The following is a 16,789-nucleotide window of genomic DNA, read 5'->3' as shown; positions in this document are numbered from 1 at the left end:
GCCTCACGAATGCGCTGGGGCACTCTTCATATCCAGTTCATAAACCACACAGGGCTGGTCGTAATGCTGCTCGATACCGCGATAGCGCATACCCAGCCGCTGCATCACCCGATGGGATGCAAGGTTTTCCGGATGTGCCACCGCCACCAGATAATCCACGCCAATCTGCCCGGTAGCAAACTGCACAATCGCCGTAGCGGCTTCGGTGGCATACCCTTTCCCCTGACTGCTGCGCAACAGTCGCCAGCCAATTTCCAGCGGCGCCTGTTCCTGATGGGCCAGATGCTGCAGACAAGCCGCCCCGACGATGTCATCGCTGCTCTTCTCGCGCAGTGCCCACCAGGAAAAACCATAGCGCTGCCAGCGTTGCTGCACGCGCTCAATGGTCGCCAGCGTCTCGTCCTCGCTCTTCACCTGTCCCTCATTGATATAACGCATGATTTCCGGGTCATCATCCATCGCGCGCAAGCCGGCGAGGTGGCTTAGCGCAAAAGGTTCCAGTCGTAAGCGTTCTGTTTCAATCACTGCCTGCATGATTCCCTCCCCGGGTTGTCCTGATCGCCACAGTTAGTGGGTCTGTAGTTAGCGCATCATCGCCTTTGTGCGCGTCCGTTACCGGCCAGGCTCCTGACATTAACGGACAACATTGCCAGCGTCATCACAATTTCCAATGACCGGCCAGCTTGTAACCTTATCAACCTCGTGACAATATCGCTACATGTATATACATGTATGTTTCGTGACATTTACTACTGACTAACAAGAAAAATCAATGACTAACCACCTTTAGCCGTTCCAGCGAGGAAACTATGTCCGCTCAGATACCTGCCGCAGATTATTCAGGTGCAGAGAAACAGCGCCTGTCAGAAACACGTTCCATTGATTACATCCCGCTCAGCGAGCGTCACGGGCATCCGTTCAGCCAGTTCACGTTGTGGTTTGGTGGCAATTTGCAGATTACCGCCATTGTTACCGGTGCGCTGGCGGTGGTGCTGGGTGGCGATGTTGTGTGGTCGATTGTCGGTCTACTGGTGGGACAGATCGTCGGCGCGGCCATCATGTCGCTGCACGCGATTCAGGGCCCGCGACTTGGCCTGCCGCAGATGATCACCAGCCGTATGCAGTTTGGCGTGTTTGGCGCGGTGATCCCGCTGGTGCTGGTGTGCATTATGTATGTGGGCTTCTCGGCCAGCGGCACGGTACTGGCCGGCCAGGCGCTGGCGAAGCTGGTCAACGTCAGCAATGCAGCCGGCATGATCATCTTCAGCGCCATCATCATCGTGATTGCGGTGCTCGGCTATCGGGTGATTCATAAACTCGGCAAAGTGGCCAGCGTCATCGGCGTGCTGGCGTTTGTTTACCTGTTCATCACCCTACTCTCCAGCCACGATTTAGCGGCCGTCTGGCAAAATCAGCACTTCAGCGTTGCCAGTTTTCTGCTGGCGGTATCGCTCTCCTCGTCATGGCAGATTGCGTTTTGCCCTTATGTGTCGGACTACTCGCGCTATCTGCCGGTGGATGTCTCCGCGAAAAAGCTGTTCAGTTCGGTGTTTTTTGGCACCGTGCTGGGCACGCAGGCATCCATGACGCTCGGCGTCATTGTGGCTGCAATTGCGGGTAAAGCGTTCTCCGGTAATGAAGTGGGCTACATCGTCGGGCTGGGCAGCAGCGCCACCATGGCGATGGTTATCTACTTCGCCATCTGTTTTGGCAAAATCACCTTCACCACGCTCAATGCCTACGGCAGCTTTATGTCGCTGACCACCATTGTCTCCGGTTTTCGCCAGCAAACCGCGATCAGCCGTGGCGGACGTATCCTGTTTGTGGTGCTGATGGTCACGATCTCCTGCATCATTGCGCTGCTCAGCGAACCGGCGTTTCTCAAATCATTTACCCACTTCCTGCTGTTCCTGCTGGCCTTTTTTGTGCCGTGGAGCGCCATCAGCCTGACGGATTTTTATCTGATTACCCAAGGGAAAGTCGATGTGCCCGCGCTGTCGCAACCGGATGGCCGCTATGGTCGCTGGAACTGGGCCGGCATTATTATTTACTTCCTCGGAGTGCTGGTACAGCTGCCGTTCATTGATAACCCGCTGCATCATGGTTCCCTGACGTGGATTTTTGCCGGCAACGATGTGTCATGGATCATCGGCTGGTTTGTTACCGCATTGCTGTGGCTGGCCGCACGTCGCTTTGATCGACGCGGGAAACTGGCCGACTCTGTTTATCCTCAGTGACGTTGTCACATATTAGTGCTGCGGCGCGTGTTTTCGCGCCGCCCTCATCGGCAATATCCTGATAATGCCGTAAACGCTGCGGCACGCTACACTGCTGATCGCCCTTTCGAGAATGCAGGAGTCATGGATGCCAGCCTCAGCGCTTTCACTGTTCACCCCGGCCACGCAACAGTGGTTTCGCCGCACTTTCCCGGCGGCGACTCCCGTACAACAGGAAGCCTGGCGCGCCATCGCCAGCGGACAACACTGCCTGGTGATTGCCCCAACCGGCTCCGGCAAAACGCTGGCGGCATTTCTGCATGCGATCGACGCGCTGTATCGCGAGCGCAGCCGTGACGAACCCGTAGCGCGCAGTCACAAGACGCGCATTCTGTATATTTCACCGGTTAAAGCGCTTGCGGCTGACGTGCAGCGTAACCTGGCGCTACCGCTGGCGGGCGTTGCCGCTGAGCGCGCGGAATTGGGTGAGGCGGAAATCACGCTGGAGGTCGGCATGCGCTCCGGCGACACGCTCAGCGCCGAACGGGCAAAGCTGCAGCGCCGGCCGCCGGACATCCTGATTACTACCCCGGAATCGCTTTTCCTGCTGCTGACGTCAAAAGCCCGCGAAACGCTGCGTGGCATCTCGACCGTGATTATTGACGAAGTTCATGCGGTGGCGGGAAGTAAACGCGGCGCCCATCTGGCGCTCAGCCTGGAACGGCTCGATGTATTGCTGGCGCAGCCTGCTCAGCGCATTGGCCTGTCGGCCACCGTGCGACCGCCAGAAGCGGTGGCGGCTTTCCTCGGTGGCGCGGGTATTGCGCGCATCGTCAACCCGCCGGCGCAGCGGCCGCTGCAGCTGACAATTACTGTGCCGGTAGAGGACATGACGGACATCCAACAGCGTCCCGATGCGCGCGCCGCGCAGGAGAGCAGCCTCGCCGCCGGTTCCATCTGGCCACATATTGAAGCCGGCATTCTGGATGAGGTATTGCGCCATCGCGCGACTCTGGTGTTTACAAATTCGCGTGGGCTGGCGGAAAAACTCACCGCACGGCTCAATGAACTGTATGCGCGACGCGCCGCGCCGGAACAGGGCGTAGCAGAGCCAGCCCTCGCCTATGGCTCTTTTAGCGGTGGAACCGAAAAACGCGCCACGCCTGCTGAAGCGTATATTGCCCGTTCGCATCATGGCTCGGTGTCGAAAGAGCAGCGGCTGGAGATTGAGAACGCCCTGAAAGCCGGCGAACTGCGCTGCGTGGTGGCGACATCCAGTCTTGAACTGGGAATCGACATGGGCGATATCGATCTGGTGATTCAGGTCGGGGCACCGCCTTCGGTGGCCAGCGCGCTGCAGCGTATTGGCCGGGCCGGTCACCAGGTCGGCGGTACGCCGAAAGGCATTATCTGGCCGCGCACGCGCCGCGATCTGGTTGATGCGGCCGTGACGGTGGACGCAATGCTGGCAGGTGAACTGGATGCTATCGCTTTGCCACACAATCCGCTCGATATTCTCGCCCAGCATACGGTGGCGGCGGCGGCCATGGACACCCTGTCCGTCGAGGCGTGGTATCAACAGGTACGCCGTGCCGATCCGTTTAAAACGTTACCACGTAACGCCTTCGATGCGGTGCTGGATATGCTGTCTGGCCGCTACCCTTCGGACGAGTTTGCTAACCTGCGTCCGCGCATCATCTGGGATCGACAACAGCAAACCTTAAGCGGTCGCCCGGGCGCGCAGCATCTGGCCGTCACCAGCGGTGGCACCATTCCGGACCGCGGGATGTTCAGTGTGATGCTGCCGGAGGGCGAAGAACAGTCCGGTGCGCGCCGGGTCGGCGAACTGGATGAGGAGATGGTGTATGAGTCGCGAATTAACGACATCATCACGCTTGGCGCCACCTCGTGGCGCATCCAGCAAATTACGCACGATCAGGTGGTAGTGGTGCCGGCACCCGGTCGCTCGGCGCGCCTGCCCTTCTGGCACGGCGACAGTCTCGGGCGTTCGGCGACACTCGGCGAAGCCATTGGCCGCTATTTGCGACATGCCGCCAGCGGAGTGTTGCCCGGCAGCGACAACCTTGACGCCAATGCCCGACACAACATTCGTGCGCTCATCGACGAACAGTTTGCCGCCACAGGCCTGGTGCCTGACGATCGCAATTTGCTGATTGAGCGCTGTCGCGATGAAACCGGCGACTGGCGCGTGATTTTGCATTCCCCTTATGGTCAGCGCGTGCATGCGCCGTGGGCGCTGGCCATCGCTGAGCGGATTGGCCGCCAGATGGGGCTCGATCCGGCCGTGGTCGCCAGCGATGATGGGATTGTCGCGCGCTTCCCTGACAGCGAAGGCCGGGTGCCAGGCGCTGAACTGTTTTTGTTTGCGCCGGACGAACTCCAGCGACAGGTGACGGCTGCGGTGGGACAGTCTGCGCTGTTTGCCGCCCGCTTCCGCGAATGCGCCGCGCGCGCCCTGCTGCTGCCGCGCCGCAATCCCGGTAAACGTTCTCCGCTGTGGCAGCAGCGGCTGCGTGCCGGGCAGCTGCTGGAAGTGGCGCGGCAGTTCGACGATTTCCCAATTTTGATCGAAACCGCGCGTGAATGTCTGCAAGACGTGTATGACCTGCCGGCACTGCATCAGCTGATGGCACGGATACAACAGGGCGAGGTTAAGCTGACTGAAGTTACCACCGATACGCCCTCGCCGTTTGCTGCGCCGCTGCTGTTTGGCTATGTCGCCGAATTCATGTATGCCAGCGATGCGCCGCAGGCGGAACGGCGCGCCTCAATGCTGGCGCTCGACAGCACGCTGCTGAGCGATTTGCTGGGCCAGGTTGAGATGCACGAGCTGCTGGCACCCGAGGTGGTGGCCCGCGTTGAGCAGGAGCTTCAGCGCACCGTCCCCGATTATCAGGCCAGCACTCAGGAAGCTGTGGTTGATCTGCTGCGCGAGCTGGGGCCGCTCACTGTGCCGGAAATCACAGCGCGCTACAACGGCGAGGCGGCGCTGATGCCGCTGCTAACCGCGCTGCAACAGGGGCAACGCATCATTCAGGTTACGATTGCGGCAGATACGCGCTGGGCTGTCGCCGAAGATGGCGTGCGGCTGCGCGACGCACTGGGCACGGCGCTGCCAGCTGATCTGCCCGCCGGGCTGCTCGCGCCGGTGGCCCGTCCGCTGCATGACTTACTTAATCGCTATCTGCGCACCCACGCTGTCGCCACCAGTCTGCAAATCGCCGCCCGCTTTGGTCTGGGCCGCGCCGTGGTCGACGACACGCTGGAGGAGCTGCGTCAGCAGCAACGCGTACTGAAAGGCGATTTCCTCTCGCCTGCGGTCGATGCGTCAACGCAGTGGGTAGCGGAAAGCGTATTTCGTCGTTTGCGCGTGCGATCGCTGCAGGCGGCGCGTGAGGCCACCCAACCGGTCGAAGCGCCGGCGTACGTGGCTTTTCTGCTTGAGCGTCAGGGATTGCTGAGCGACGTCGCGGCATCTACGGCACAGGGCGCCTTTGCCGGTATCAACGGCGTGGTGCGGGTGATCGAACAGCTGGCTGGCGTGGCGCTGCCGGTTTCGCTGTGGGAAAGCCAGATTTTGCCGGCGCGGGTGCGTGACTATCAGCCTGCGATGCTGGATGAGCTGCTCTCTTCCGGTGAAGTCATCTGGAGTGGCCAGCGGGCACCTGGCGCGCAGGACGGACTGGTCTCCCTGCACCTGAGTGAGTTTGCCAGTGAAACGTTACCGGTGCCTGATGAAGGTAATAATGTGACATTGTCACCTTTACAGCAGGCGATTGTGGCGCAGTTACAGGATGGCGGCGGCTGGTTCGCCCGCGAGCTGCTGCCGCGCGTGATGGCGCAGCCTGAACATGCTGTCGACCCCAGCGAAGTCTTTGCCGCGATGTGGGAGCTGGTATGGCGCGGCTATCTGACTATGGATACCTGGGCCGCGCTGCGCCAGCTCAGCACCACCAGCCACACGACACGTCCACGCCCGGCCCGTCCTGCGCGCAGTCGCCACAGTCGGGCCAGTTTCGCGGCCAGCCGCAGTGCTGCTGCGCAGCCCTCGCTCAACAGCATGGCCGGACGCTGGTCGCTGATTGTGCGGCAGCCGCTGGCCGATACCGAACGCGCCCTGGCGCTGACTGAAAATATGCTCGACCGCTTTGGCGTGATCACGCGCGGTGCCGCCGTGGCAGAGCAGATTCCCGGCGGCTTTCCGGCGCTGCAGCCGCTCTTGCGCGGCATGGAGGATGCCGGACGGCTGCTGCGCGGCCGCTTTGTTGCCGGCATGGGCGGCGCGCAGTTTGCTGAAAATCCGGCCATCGACCGGCTGCGCCAGCTCGGCAGCGCGCAGGCCACGCATCCGCCGGTGGCGCTGACGGTGCTGGATCCCGCCAATCCCTTTGGCGTGCAGCTGGCGTGGCCGCTCAGCGTCGGTGGCGTGCGGCCTACCCGCCGCAGCGGCGCACTGGTGGTGATTGGCAATGGGCGCGTTATGCTGTGGCTGCCGCCAGGTGGTAAAGAGCTGTTAACTTTTGGCGACATTAGTGAGGAGCAACGCCAGGCCGCGATCGTGGCGCTGGGCCAGGCCTTACGCCGGGAGAAGACCCACAGCTTCATTCTCGAACGGGTGGACGATCAGCCGGCCAGCCAGTCATCGCTGCTACCGGCCCTGAAAGCCATCGGCTTTTCCCGCGTGCCGAAAGGTTACAGCTGGTATGGCTAAGCCTGCAGGCGGTAACGATGCTGCTGCAGGCGTTCGGCCTGACGCGGCGTGGCCACCGGCCAGCTAAGTTGCGGAAACAGGTATAACCGGATGCTGAACAGATGAAACAGCGGCAGCAGCAGCGCCTCGTCACGTTGCGCCAGCTGTTCCAGCTGCATCAGCAGCACATCGAGCTCCTCCTGCAAATCCTCATGCGGTGGCGTCTGCAGCGACTTCAGCCTGCGCTTAAGAAACAGTCCCAGCTCGTGAAACATCTGCCCGCTGTCCAGCTGATAACGGCTCAGCAGCGCCTGATGGCGCGCGTAGTAGTCAAAGCTATTAACCCCCAGCCACACCTCGGTCAGCAGCATTCCCGCCGGCGCCATATCGGACTGCGGATCAAGGTGCAGGCGTGGCAGCACCACGTTGACCTTATCCAGCATCAGGCCAATAAAACGCTGGCGTCCCAGCAGCGATGAGCCGTTGCGCTCAATCTCCTTAATAAAGCGCAGCAGTTCACGTAGGCCGTGACGCACGGCGCGGCGCGCAGTCCACGATGGCCGCTTATTGCGCATCAGCGCGGTCAGGATCACCGCAAACAGCACGCCGGCCATCGAAGCAATCGCGTTATTCACCAGCAGCACCAGATCGGGTTTCAGATGATGTCCGAGCCCGATAAAGCCGGGGATCTGAATCGCCACGCTCAGACCGATCATGTTGCTGGCCGGTCGCGCAATCATCAGCCCGAGTAGCAGCAAACCCGGAGCCAGACAGAGGATCAGCGCCTCGAACGAGGTTGCCTGCGGCAGCAGCAGCGCGACATAAATCACGCTGATAAAGATCGCCACGATCACCCCACGAATAAACAGCTTCATTGAGGTCAGCGGCGTATCGAGGCTGGCGAAGAAGGAGCTGAGAATCGCGGCCATTACTGGCGCTGATGCTCCGTCGCGCCAGCCGGTCGCCATCCACAACAGACAGGAGCCAAAGGTGGCGCAAAATGCCGTCAGCGCCGAGAGCCGAATCAGTCCTTTGTCGAAAAAGCGATGCGTGCGTTTACCGCGCGCCAGCGTGGTGTCGCCTGACAGATCGCTTACCAGCCCGCCCACGCTCTGGTAAGCCCCGGCGATACGCACAAAATCCACCAGCCGCTCCAGCAGGCCGGTAAACAGCAGACAGTGTTCGGTAGACAATTCGCCGTTGCGCCACGCCGCATTCAGCCGATCCTGACAAAGGCTCAGTTCCAGCTGAATGCCAATGACATCGCCCACCGCTTCGCCGTCATTCAGCCACAGCAGGAACTGCTGCAGGGTCTGCTCAACCCAGGCAGGAAAGGCAATCTGGCGCGCCGCCAGCCGCTGCAGCCGCATCTCAATCGCCGTCAGCGTGGGGATTAAGTATGAAAGATGCTGATACTGCGTGCTGACCAGGCGAATCAGCCGCCGGGCCGCGTCGCCCTCGTACACGCAATGGGTAATCAGGATCTCGACCTGCTGCGGATTAGTGGCCATACGGGTCAGGATTTCGTCGCGTTCTGGCGATCGGTCAGCGGAAATGCCAGAGAGTAAATCGCGGCACAGCTTGCGCCCGTTGAGATACCACTGGCTGACGCTCTGCTCCAGCAGACTGCGCATCGAGACCGGAAACAACAGCGCGTGCACCAGGCTGCTGCAGACAATGCCTAAAGTAATTTCCTCAATGCGTGACAGCACGGTGCTGGTGATACCGAGCGGCGTCGTCACTTCCGGGAAACCCATAATCGCGGCGCTGTAGCCCGCCAGCATAAAAACATAGCTTTTCGGCGTGCGGTCGTGCAGCGACAGATAGAGACACAGGCTCACCCACAGTGAGATACACAGGCTGAACAGCAGCGGATGCGCTACGGTGAGCGGAAAGATAAAAAAGATGAAGACGCCACCGAGCAGCGTGCCGAGCAGGCGGAACAGCGATTTGGAGATGGTGGAGGCCGAATAAAGCTGCGATGCAACAAACACCGTGGTCAGCGCCCAGGCGGGACGATCAACATTCAGTTCAAGAGCCAGATACAATGCCAGAAAGGCGGCCAGACAGGTTTTTACGGCAAAAAAAACGGCGTTTTTCGAAAACCACTGCATGTCACGGAGACCAGAAGGCGCTAAGTGCGGCGTATCCTGCCAGAATCTGGCGGGCACTCATCCCGATAACTACGACAAATTGTTTCGTAATCGAAAACGGTGTTCATACACGCCTGACATCAGGCACAGAATGCTTTAAGGAAACTAATCGAACGCAGCGACTGGCGGGTCGCCGGCGGGATATCTGCGCTGTCACTGCCGCAGAAAGCAGCAATCTGCCTTCAGCGGCAGAAATGTGTCGCAGATCACACTTTACTGCCAGACGATGCTATCCATAAAATAATTTCGCGCAATAAGGCGCAGTTTCCTGCGCCCGATCATTTTAATAGCTGACGATGGTCACCCAGTTCGCATCCCGGCCGGCTGGCGCCTCGCCGACCCGCTGCAACACTCCGCTGCGCGCCTCAATCGCGTAGCTGCCAATAACCGCACTCTTCTCACCGCTCACCACCAGCCAGCGGCTATCGGGGCTGATCGCCATGCCGCGCGGCTGTTTCTCCACCGGCCAGCTGCCGATCAGCGTCAGTTTGCCATCCTGCTGATTAACACGATAACCGCTCACGGTACTGCTGGTGCGCTCGCTGACATACAGAAAACGCCCGTCCGGCGTCAGTTGGATATCCGCTGACCAGATGCGCGGCGTGCTGTCGCTGTAACCCGGCGGCCGTTCACGGCCATGTTGCAGATGATACTGCGCCGCCACCGCGTTGGGCGTTTCCGCCACTTTCACCAGATCGCCGCTGGCTTCGCGCCGGAACTGGGTAATGATGCCGCCCATTTCACCAATGTTGTACAGATAGCGATTATCCGGCGACAACACAGAATGGCGCGGACCGTTATCGGCGGCGGTTGCTACCTCCCCCTTGCCGAGGGCGCTCAACGTACCGTCTGCGCCCAGCCTGAGCTGCAGCACGCGATCGGTGCCAAGATTACCCACATAAGCGTGACGACCGCTGGCATCGACAATCACCGAATGCGCCGCATGACCGGTTTTATAGCTGCCGACCGGCGGCGTAGCGATGGTGCCGCTGGCTGTCAGGCGGTAAACCTGCACCACGTCGCCGTCATATGAGGCCCCCAGCAGAAAGCGTCCCTGACGGTCAGTGCTGATGTAGGGGTAACTGGCCGCAGCCGGCACGGTGTGCCGGTTGTTCAGCTCGCCGCTCTGCGAGTCAATCTGCCAGCTCGCCAGTTGCAGCGGTTTACTGCGAATCGCCGCGTACAGCGTTTTGTGATCCGCACTGAGCGCCATCGGCATCACTTTACCCCCGGCCTCAGTGTGGCCAAGCAGCTGCAAAGCGCCGCTGCGCGCGTCCAGCGTATAGCGCGCGATGGTGCCGTCGTCGGCGGCGGATACGTACACAAAGGTCTGCGCCAGCAGTGGCGCGCTCACCGTCATTGCCGCCAGCAGCGTAACGGTGCGCAGGCTGTTTATCATGGTGTTCTCCTTGATGAGGGTAATCAGACCCGGTTATACGCAGTAAAGCACGCGCCTGTTATGTGAGATTGCCCGACGTCACCTGGGCACTTCTCCAGCAAGCCAGGCTAATCAGGCAATTAGCGCGCCGGCGAACCTGATGTTTTGTCCAGGTTTGTGCGCGGGCTCACCTGGCGTGGCCGCGATGTGGTGCAGGATTTTGCGGTGATGATTCTGGCTACGGTGGGTATACCACACAACTGGCTGAACACCTGACAGCGCGTCAGGTGTTCAACCGTGTCACAGGTTTTAACCTGCCGATTGCGCGACAGGTGCACAGCTTACTGCAACTTCACGCCTTTGGTTTCTGGCGCTAACCAGACCACCACCATCGCGGCAAGAAAGGCGATCACCGTGGTGGCCAGCCCGGCGGTGAATCCTCCAACGCTGGCCACAAAGCCAATCAGCAGCGGCGCGATAAAGCCGCCCAGGCGCCCGCCGTTATACGCCAGCCCCATCAAAAAGCCGCGTGACTGCGTGTCGCCAATGATCTCGGCGAGGAAAGGACCGGAGCCGGCAAAAATACCGTTTACGCCAAAACCTGCCATAAAGATGGCGACCATCAGAATCAGCGGCTGAGTGGTCGCCAGATACATGCCGACCGCCACCGCACCGATAAACAGGTAGAGCAGAAACATCGGCCTGCGCCCCCACTTATCGGCCAGCAGTGAGAACACCAGGAAGCCAGCAATGGCACCGGTTTGCAGTGCCAGCACAAATTTCAGGCTGTGAAGAAAATCGAGATGCTTAACTTCACGAAGATAGGTTGGCGTCCAGGTGAATACGCCCCAGAACAGGTACTGAATGAAAAAGATAAAGGTAAATGCCAGCAGCAATCCTTTGAGGTTGATTTTGCCGGTACCTGCCGTTTTGTTCTGGCGGTGAGCGCGTTCCTGCTGGCGCGCCAGCCAGACAGGTGATTCAGGCGTGATATAAGCAATGACCATCATGATAAACACCGGCAGTGCGCCAATCATGAAAAGGTAGCGCCAGCCGCCGTTTTCCAGCCCGCCGGTCAGGGCCGTCACCAGCGCCGTCAGGCCAATCGCCAGGATCGCCCCCACCGGTAACCCCATTTGCATCAGCGCGCCACCGCGTGCACGACGTTCCGGACGCCATGTTTCGGCGATCAGTGCCGCTCCTGACGTCCACATGCCGCCCATACCCAGCGCACCGCAGAATCGCAGCGCAGCAAACGCCTGAGGATTGTGGGAGAACGCCAGCAGTCCGGAGAAAAGTGAATAGATGGCGATACAGATGAAGGCGGTTCTGACGCGTCCGATCTTATCGGCAACCAGCCCAAACAGAATGCCACCAATAATCTGCCCGCCTGCCGTGGTGCTGATAAACACGCCAAGTTCTGTTTTGCTGACATCAAATACCACGCCCAGTACCGGTAGTAACAGCGAGAGCAAAAACGAGTCATAGCTTTCAAACGTCCACCCTAACCCGCCCAGCGCCAGCGTCCTTTTTTCTGCCGATGTATACGAGATCGCTGCAGCGGACTCATCCTGCGCCAGGGGAGGCGCTTCATGCAGTGTTGATTTGATATTCATCCATATTCTCCAGGGAGGATAAGTGATAGCGTGCAGCCGCGGTGCGCCAGAACAGCTGTTCTCTTTCGGTCGGCGAAGCGTGCTCAGCCAGCCTTTTACAGGCATTCCAGAATACGCCGTAGCTGAACATCCCTTTGTCGACCGGGAAGTTGCTGGCAAACATACAGCGCCCGACGCCAAACGCGTCAACCAGGGTTTCAAACTGCGGCCGCCAGGCCTGCGAAAGCGTCAGAGAGTCGGGTGGCATGGCATGCTGGGCGAAGGAGTAGCCCATGACGGTCATGCCGAAACCGCTGATTTTGATGCTCACGTTTGGCAACGCCGCCAGCGCAATGATGGCCTTTTTCCATTCCTGAAAGGTGGCATCCCGTTTGTCGGCATACGGCCCGCTACCGATCGGCCCGCCGCAATGGTCCACAATAATGTGCAGTTCGGGTAGCGCCCGTGCCAGCTCAGCGATTTCATCGAGTTGGGTGTGATAAACCCAGACATCCAGCGACAGTCCTTTGCGGGCCAGACATGCCGCACCGCGCCGGAATGCGGCACTGGCCGCCAGACCGGCGGGCGGCGTCACGGGACTGGATACCACGCGTGGGTCATCGTGCCAGGCCAGCGGATTACGCACCCCGCATAATCGTCCCCCTGAACGTTCCGTCATGCTTTCAATCACCGGCAGCAGGTCATCGCCAGCCAGCAGGCTGGCACCGCCGACAATCGCTTCACAGCCTGCCGCCGCGCCGTAATGGCCGCTGTCAAACATTGCCGCAACGCCGCTGGCAAACTCCACCTCACCGACGGGTTTGAAGGCCTCCGGTCCGTTACGGCGCAGCATTGAACGGCATTGAATGTAGACGGTGGAGAGTATCCGGTGGCCGGACGTTTCGATATCGTGGCTGAATTCAGGCGCCAGATAACGCCCTGACTGGCGGTCCCATAAGTGATGATGCGCATCGACCATCGGCAGGTCGGGCATCAAAGCGGGTTCATGATGCAGTGCCAGCCAGTGCTCTCTGACAGGCAGATGCGGTGCGTTAACGATCTCCATAGTATCCCCTCTTAACTGCCTGATTTAAATCAGGTCTGAAACGCTGCTGGCGTGCCTCATCGGTGAAGCAATGAGTTGCACCAGATAAAACACAGTTTTACATAGTAAATTGACTATAGATTCACCGCATAACCGATAGCCAGCAAAAAGGGGATGTTAATGATGTAAGTAAGATGTTAATCACAAATGTCCTGCTACACCGTCAGGTTTCAATCTTTGGTAGTAGCGTCACCTTCAATATGTGTCGCCTCGTCCTGACAAACAAGACTACGCCTCTCGGGTTTTAAGCGCTTTCAGGCGCGCCGGAAGCGCCCGCTCTGTCGCTTTGCGATGGTAAGGCGAAACCTTACGCCAGCTTTGGGTTTCCCCACGGGTGCGTACGCATCCTTCGCACCAGCCGGTTTTCGTATCAAACACACAGAGATCGATGCACGGCGATTTTGCGGCCATATCCAGCCTCCTGGGATTTGGATGTCGATGTCGGGGTAATCAGTTGCAGGCGGCCCGAAAGCGCCGTAAAGTGGGTTATATACTATACCCCAGTATAGAACATGATCAACCGGAGACAGTAATGGCCCATACCCTGAGAAATCAGAAAAGCTTACTCACCCGCATTCGACGTATAAAAGGTCAGGCGGCGTCGCTGGAAACCGCCGTCGAATCGGGTGAAGAGTGCCTCAAGGTACTGCAGCAGGTCGCGGCAGTGCGCGGCGCTATTAATGGCCTGATGAGCGAATTGCTTGAAGGCCATATACGCGAACATTTGATGAACGCAGAGGCTACGCCGCAGGCGCGAAGTGAGGATCTGGAAGAGATCGTGGCGGTCATTCGTTCTTACCTGAAATAGAACCTCAGGCACGCAGCCGGCTTAATGATAATTATCGGGAATAACGATGCTCTGGCTAATCTCAAAATACGCGTTAACCGCCTTTATGGTGGTACTGATCTCAGAAGCAGCGAAACGCAGCGATCGTCTGGGCGGCCTGCTCGCCGCTTTACCGCTGGTCACCTTGCTGGTGCTTATCTGGATGAAAATAGAAGGACAAACGCAGGAAAAGATTGCCGCTCACGCATGGTATACGTTCTGGTATGTGGTGCCGACACTGCCGATGTTTATCCTGTTTCCGTTTTTTTACCAGCGCGTCGGCTTCTGGCTCACGCTACTGCTCTCCTGCGTAATTACCGTGGTGTTGTTCGCCCTCTGGGCGCTGTTGCTGAAGCGGTTTGGTATCATTCTTATGTAGACGCAAGCCGCATCAATCATCCATTTCCTTACCAATCATTGGCTACACTTGCTGTTTTACCCGCGCAGAAACAAGGAAATGCTATGACTCAACACGCTTCACTCAATCACGCCTGGCTGCTGGCGTCACGCCCGGACGGCGAGCCGGTGAAAGAGAACTTCCGCTTTGTCGAACAACCGCTGCCGCAGGTGCAGGCGGGACAGATGCTGCTGCGCACCCACTATCTGTCGCTCGACCCATATATGCGTGGCCGCATGGATGACAGCAAATCCTACGCGCCGCCGGCGCAACTCGACCAGCCGATGGTCGGCGGCACCGTATGCCAGGTGGCGGAATCGCAGCATCCGGACTTCAGCGCCGGCGACTGGGTCCTGGCGGCCAGCGGCTGGCAGAGCTATGCCCTGTCCGATGGCACTGGCGTGACTAAAATCGGTCATCTGCCCCATCCGTCCTGGGCGCTGGGTATTCTGGGTATGCCGGGCTTTACCGCCTACATGGGCCTGATGGATATCGGTCAGCCCAAAGCCGGTGAAACGCTGGTTGTCGCCGCCGCCACCGGACCGGTGGGTGCCACGGTCGGTCAGCTCGGTGAGCTGAATGGCTGCCGCGTCGTCGGCGTGGCCGGCGGTGAGGAGAAGTGCCGCTACGCGATTGACACCCTCGGTTTTTCCGCCTGTATCGATCATCATCGTGACGATTTCGCAGAACAGCTGGCGGCCGCCTGCCCGGACGGTATCGACATCTATTTTGAAAACGTCGGCGGCAAAGTATTCGATGCCGTCTTCCCGCTGCTCAACACCGCCGCGCGCGTGCCGGTGTGTGGCCTGGTGTCGGGCTACAGCAGTCGCGAACTGCCACCCGGCCCCGATCGCACGCCGCTGATCATGGGCGGGATTCTGAAACGCCGCATCCGTATGCAGGGCTTCATCATCTTCCAGGATTATGGCGATCGCTATCCGGAATTCCTGCAGGCGATGACGCCGCTGGTCGAGCAACAAAAAGTGTTGTACCGCGAACACATGGTAGAAGGGCTGGAGCATGCGCCGCAGGCGTTTATTGACATGCTGAAAGGCAAAAACTTCGGCAAAACCGTGGTGAAAGTGGCGTAGCCAGCGGTTCTCTCCCCGACTGTAAATCCGGCCTTAGTGTGCGAGCACTAAGGCTTTTTTGCGCTTTGCTTAACCGCTATTGAGATATAAGCCCTCCGCGTGCGCATGCGATGATGCCCTCCTCTATCCTCTTCTACCGGAGAAGTCATTATGTCGCTGACCTTAGCCGACTCCGCGGCGCTGCCGCGTAAAGTCAATACGCAACAGGCGGAAGCACCGGTGCCATTACCGGCTGGCGCCGCGCATATCATTCGCGACGATGCGGAAGCTATCGCCGTAGCCCATCAGTTGGCGGCCAGCTTCGCGCGCGAGGCGGCACTGCGCGATCGTGAGGGCATTCTGCCCCTCAAAGAGCTGGATGCGTTCTCGCAAAGCGGCCTGTGGGCAATGGCCATCCCCAAAGCCTGGGGCGGAGCGGGCGTGTCGTGGACCACCGTGGCCAGGGTGATCGCCATCATTTCAGCTGCCGATCCGGCGCTCGGTCAGCTGCCGCAAAACCATCTGGCCGGTGTGGCCCATCTGCTGGAAGACGGTAGCGAAGCACAAAAACAGGTACTGCTGAGCGAGGTACTGGCCGGGCTGCGCTGGGGTAACGCCTTCTCGGAGAAGCATGGCCGCACGGTCGCCGATTTTCAGACGCGCTTTCGGCGTGACGGTGATGAGGTCGTGATTAACGGGGAAAAATTTTATGCCACTGGCGCGCTGCTGGCGCATCGAATCCATGCCGTGGCGCTGGACGAGCAGGACCGGGCGCATCTGATTGTGCTCGATCGCGACACGCCAGGCATCAGCGTCATTAATAACTGGTCGGCCTTTGGTCAGCGCACGACGGCCTCCGGTACCGTACTGCTGGAGAATGTCCGCGCCCCGCTGTCGCGCGTTATTCCAACCTGGCAGGCGTTTGAGCGGCCAACCGCTGCCGGGCCGATTTCACAGATCATTCAGGCGGCGGTGGATGTCGGTATTGCGCGCGGCACCATTGAAGACACCCTGCAATTTGTTCGCGAACGCTCGCGGCCGTGGATTGACAGTGGGCAGGCACGCGCTGCCGATGACCACTTCACGCTGGCGGCAGTCGGTGATTTGAAAATCCGCCTGCACGCTGCCGAAGCGCTGCTGTGGCAGGCCGGTGCAGCGATTGACGCCGCGCTGACGCAGCCCGATGAGACCAGCGTGGCACGCGCGACCGTGGCCACCGCCGAGGCCAAAGTGCTGACGACGGAGATCGCTCTGCTTGCCGGTAACAAACTGTTTGAGCTGGCTGGCACCCGCGCCACGCTGCAGGAGTTTAATCTGGACCGCCACTGGCGCAACGCG

Annotated in this window: 12 protein-coding genes; 6 read left to right on the top strand and 6 right to left on the bottom strand. The window is 59.7% G+C overall.

The window, feature by feature from the left end; genetic code table 11:
* Positions 1-3 precede the first annotated feature (3 nt).
* Positions 4-534, bottom strand: a complete 531-nt coding sequence (locus tag ERD80_RS02700; protein ID WP_058769804.1) for a GNAT family N-acetyltransferase — start codon at positions 532-534, stop codon at positions 4-6.
* A gap of 275 nt (positions 535-809) precedes the next feature.
* On the opposite strand from ERD80_RS02700, the gene ERD80_RS02695 reads away from it, so the two are divergent.
* Together ERD80_RS02695 and ERD80_RS02690 are read left to right on the top strand one after the other, a co-directional pair.
* Positions 810-2,237 carry a cytosine permease gene (locus ERD80_RS02695; protein WP_136545671.1) on the top strand — a complete coding sequence of 476 codons (1,428 nt, stop codon included), beginning with the start codon at positions 810-812 and terminating at the stop codon, positions 2,235-2,237.
* Positions 2,238-2,349: 112 nt separating this feature from the next.
* Positions 2,350-6,948: an ATP-dependent helicase gene (locus ERD80_RS02690; RefSeq protein ID WP_211145558.1), complete on the top strand. Its 4,599-nt coding sequence runs from the start codon at positions 2,350-2,352 to the stop codon at positions 6,946-6,948.
* Here ERD80_RS02690 and ERD80_RS02685 read toward each other — a convergent pair.
* From ERD80_RS02685 to ERD80_RS02665, 5 genes are all read right to left on the bottom strand, one after another.
* Complete coding sequence (locus ERD80_RS02685; RefSeq protein WP_058774673.1) at positions 6,945-9,041, bottom strand: FUSC family protein; 2,097 nt, start codon at positions 9,039-9,041, stop codon at positions 6,945-6,947. The two genes, ERD80_RS02690 and ERD80_RS02685, sit on opposite strands and share 4 nt — an antisense overlap.
* 322 nt (positions 9,042-9,363) lie before the next feature.
* Positions 9,364-10,479 carry a beta-propeller fold lactonase family protein gene (locus tag ERD80_RS02680; RefSeq protein WP_136545669.1) on the bottom strand — a complete coding sequence of 372 codons (1,116 nt, stop codon included), beginning with the start codon at positions 10,477-10,479 and terminating at the stop codon, positions 9,364-9,366.
* 320 nt (positions 10,480-10,799) lie between these two features.
* On the bottom strand, positions 10,800-12,074 hold the full coding sequence (locus ERD80_RS02675) for an MFS transporter (protein ID WP_136545668.1): 1,275 nt from the start codon (positions 12,072-12,074) through the stop codon (positions 10,800-10,802).
* The gene (locus tag ERD80_RS02670; RefSeq protein ID WP_136545667.1) at positions 12,049-13,119 is read right to left on the bottom strand and encodes an amidohydrolase family protein; all 1,071 of its coding nucleotides are present in this window, start codon (positions 13,117-13,119) and stop codon (positions 12,049-12,051) included. The genes ERD80_RS02675 and ERD80_RS02670 overlap by 26 nt, the downstream gene beginning before the upstream one ends.
* 267 nt (positions 13,120-13,386) lie before the next feature.
* Positions 13,387-13,569, bottom strand: a complete 183-nt coding sequence (locus ERD80_RS02665) for a DUF1289 domain-containing protein (RefSeq protein WP_136545666.1) — start codon at positions 13,567-13,569, stop codon at positions 13,387-13,389.
* A 121-nt stretch (positions 13,570-13,690) separates the two neighbouring features.
* On the opposite strand from ERD80_RS02665, the gene ERD80_RS02660 reads away from it, so the two are divergent.
* The 4 genes from ERD80_RS02660 to ERD80_RS02645 form a co-directional block, all read left to right on the top strand.
* On the top strand, positions 13,691-13,966 hold the full coding sequence (locus tag ERD80_RS02660; RefSeq protein ID WP_058769814.1) for a metal/formaldehyde-sensitive transcriptional repressor: 276 nt from the start codon (positions 13,691-13,693) through the stop codon (positions 13,964-13,966).
* Between the two features lie 46 nt (positions 13,967-14,012).
* Positions 14,013-14,363 carry a DUF3147 family protein gene (locus ERD80_RS02655; RefSeq protein WP_132462501.1) on the top strand — a complete coding sequence of 117 codons (351 nt, stop codon included), beginning with the start codon at positions 14,013-14,015 and terminating at the stop codon, positions 14,361-14,363.
* An 83-nt stretch (positions 14,364-14,446) separates the two neighbouring features.
* Positions 14,447-15,472 carry an NADP-dependent oxidoreductase gene (locus tag ERD80_RS02650; RefSeq protein WP_136545665.1) on the top strand — a complete coding sequence of 342 codons (1,026 nt, stop codon included), beginning with the start codon at positions 14,447-14,449 and terminating at the stop codon, positions 15,470-15,472.
* A 150-nt stretch (positions 15,473-15,622) separates the two neighbouring features.
* The coding region (locus ERD80_RS02645; protein WP_136545664.1) for an SfnB family sulfur acquisition oxidoreductase at positions 15,623-16,789 on the top strand (1,167 nt) is incomplete at its 3' end.

It is taken from the genome of Pantoea sp. R102, from assembly GCF_004916815.1.
GTDB lineage: Bacteria > Pseudomonadota > Gammaproteobacteria > Enterobacterales > Enterobacteriaceae > Pantoea > Pantoea dispersa.
This window is presented reverse-complemented; position numbering and strand designations above follow the sequence as displayed.